Origin of the sequence: Actinoplanes sp. NPDC051633 (assembly GCF_040681735.1) — a bacterium.
Lineage (GTDB): Bacteria > Actinomycetota > Actinomycetes > Mycobacteriales > Micromonosporaceae > Actinoplanes.
In genome coordinates this window covers 1-1,396 of sequence record NZ_JBFAZH010001613.1, presented here as the reverse complement: position 1 = coordinate 1,396, position 1,396 = coordinate 1, and the positions used below count along the sequence as shown (strand labels likewise).

General features: G+C 71.8%; 1 pseudogene. It reads right to left on the bottom strand.

Annotated features, from left to right (window positions below):
- Nucleotides 1-247: 247 nt before the first annotated feature.
- Nucleotides 248-472, bottom strand: a pseudogene (locus AB0M20_RS43620) (roadblock/LC7 domain-containing protein); the annotation flags it as partial.
- Nucleotides 473-1,396: the final 924 nt, after the last annotated feature.

Below are 1,396 nucleotides of genomic sequence, written 5' to 3'. Positions count from 1 at the left end.
AAGTGAAAGCAGATACTTGGGATAGACGTAATATGCGTGTCGAATTTAATCCAAATAAACTTACACATGAAGAAATGCTTTGGTTAAACCGGGCCGGCGGCGGAGCGTCGAGGGTCATCAGGGCGATCAGGCGGTGCACGCTGCGGCGGGCCTCGAGGTGCACCATCGCCAGGTTCGCGTTGCCCGTGGTGACGACGGTGAGCAGAGCGTTCGAGCCGGCCGCGTACGACGTGATGTAACCGCCGTCGCACTCCACCACCGACTCCCGCAACTCACCGTGGGACACGGCGTGTGCGAAGCGCCGGGCGAGCGCGAGGTGCGCGGCGGCCAGAGCGGCGAGACTGTCCGGTTCGATGCCGTGCGCGTCGTGCGCCACCACCATCCCGTCCGCGGTGGCGAGCACGCTGCCGGTCAGCTCCGGCAATCGCTTCCGGAGGGCGCCCAGCTCCTCCAGTACCGCCGGCTCCACCATGGTCAAGGCCTCCTCTTCGGTGGGGGTGCGCGCGTCACCGCAGTGCCCGCAATGCGGTTCGGATGCGCTTGAGCAGGACCTCGTCGGTGCCGGGCGGGTCCGGCGGGGGTTCGCCGGCGAGGTCCTTGGGCAACTTCGCGCCCGGCTTGCGGCGGGCCAGCTTCGGCGGGCGTAGACGCCGCCGTTCGCCGTCGACGGCAGACCCTCCAAGGGCGGTTCAGCGACCGGCTCGGCATGGGCGACCACCGGCACCATCGGCCCGTCGTCCAGTCGCACCTCGGGCCGGTGCACATCGGCTGCCGCGCCGCGGGCGCGGGGCAGGCGGACGAAGGCCGGATCGTCCCTGGCGTGGGCGCGCGCCGGCGGTTCGATCAGTCCCAGCGCCGCGAGCCTGCGCAGCTCCTGGATGGTGGCGTAACCGGCCCGGCCGAGCAGCAGCGCCAGATCCGCCGGTGTGCGCTGGCCGTCGGCGTGCACCAGCAGCTCCCACTGCAGGGCGGTCAGCGTGATCCGCTCGCGCGGCGGGCGCGGCACGGGAGCCACCGCGGCCGAGTCGATCTCCGGGTCGGGGTGGATCTCGTCCAGCAGCCGGACGCGCCGGCGCGACTCCCGGTTGACCGCCGCCGCCTCGACCCGCACCACCGTGCCGAGCCAGTGCGTCACCCCGGCCCGGAACTCGGTCGGCGCACCGGCCGGCGCGAGCGCGAAGAACGCGGCGTCGTAGAGCGCGCCCAGCACGCACAGTTCGAGTTCGCCCTGCGTCAGATGGCCCTGGTCGAGCAACAGCTGACCGACCCGTGCGGCCGGCGCACCCGTGTCCAGGGCCGCCTGCCAGGTGCGCCCGGCGAGCCGTCCCGAGGAGGTGAGCAACTCGCCCACGCCGGGTGCGGCCGGCGACTCGGCGTAGATCACGGTCCCGTCCAC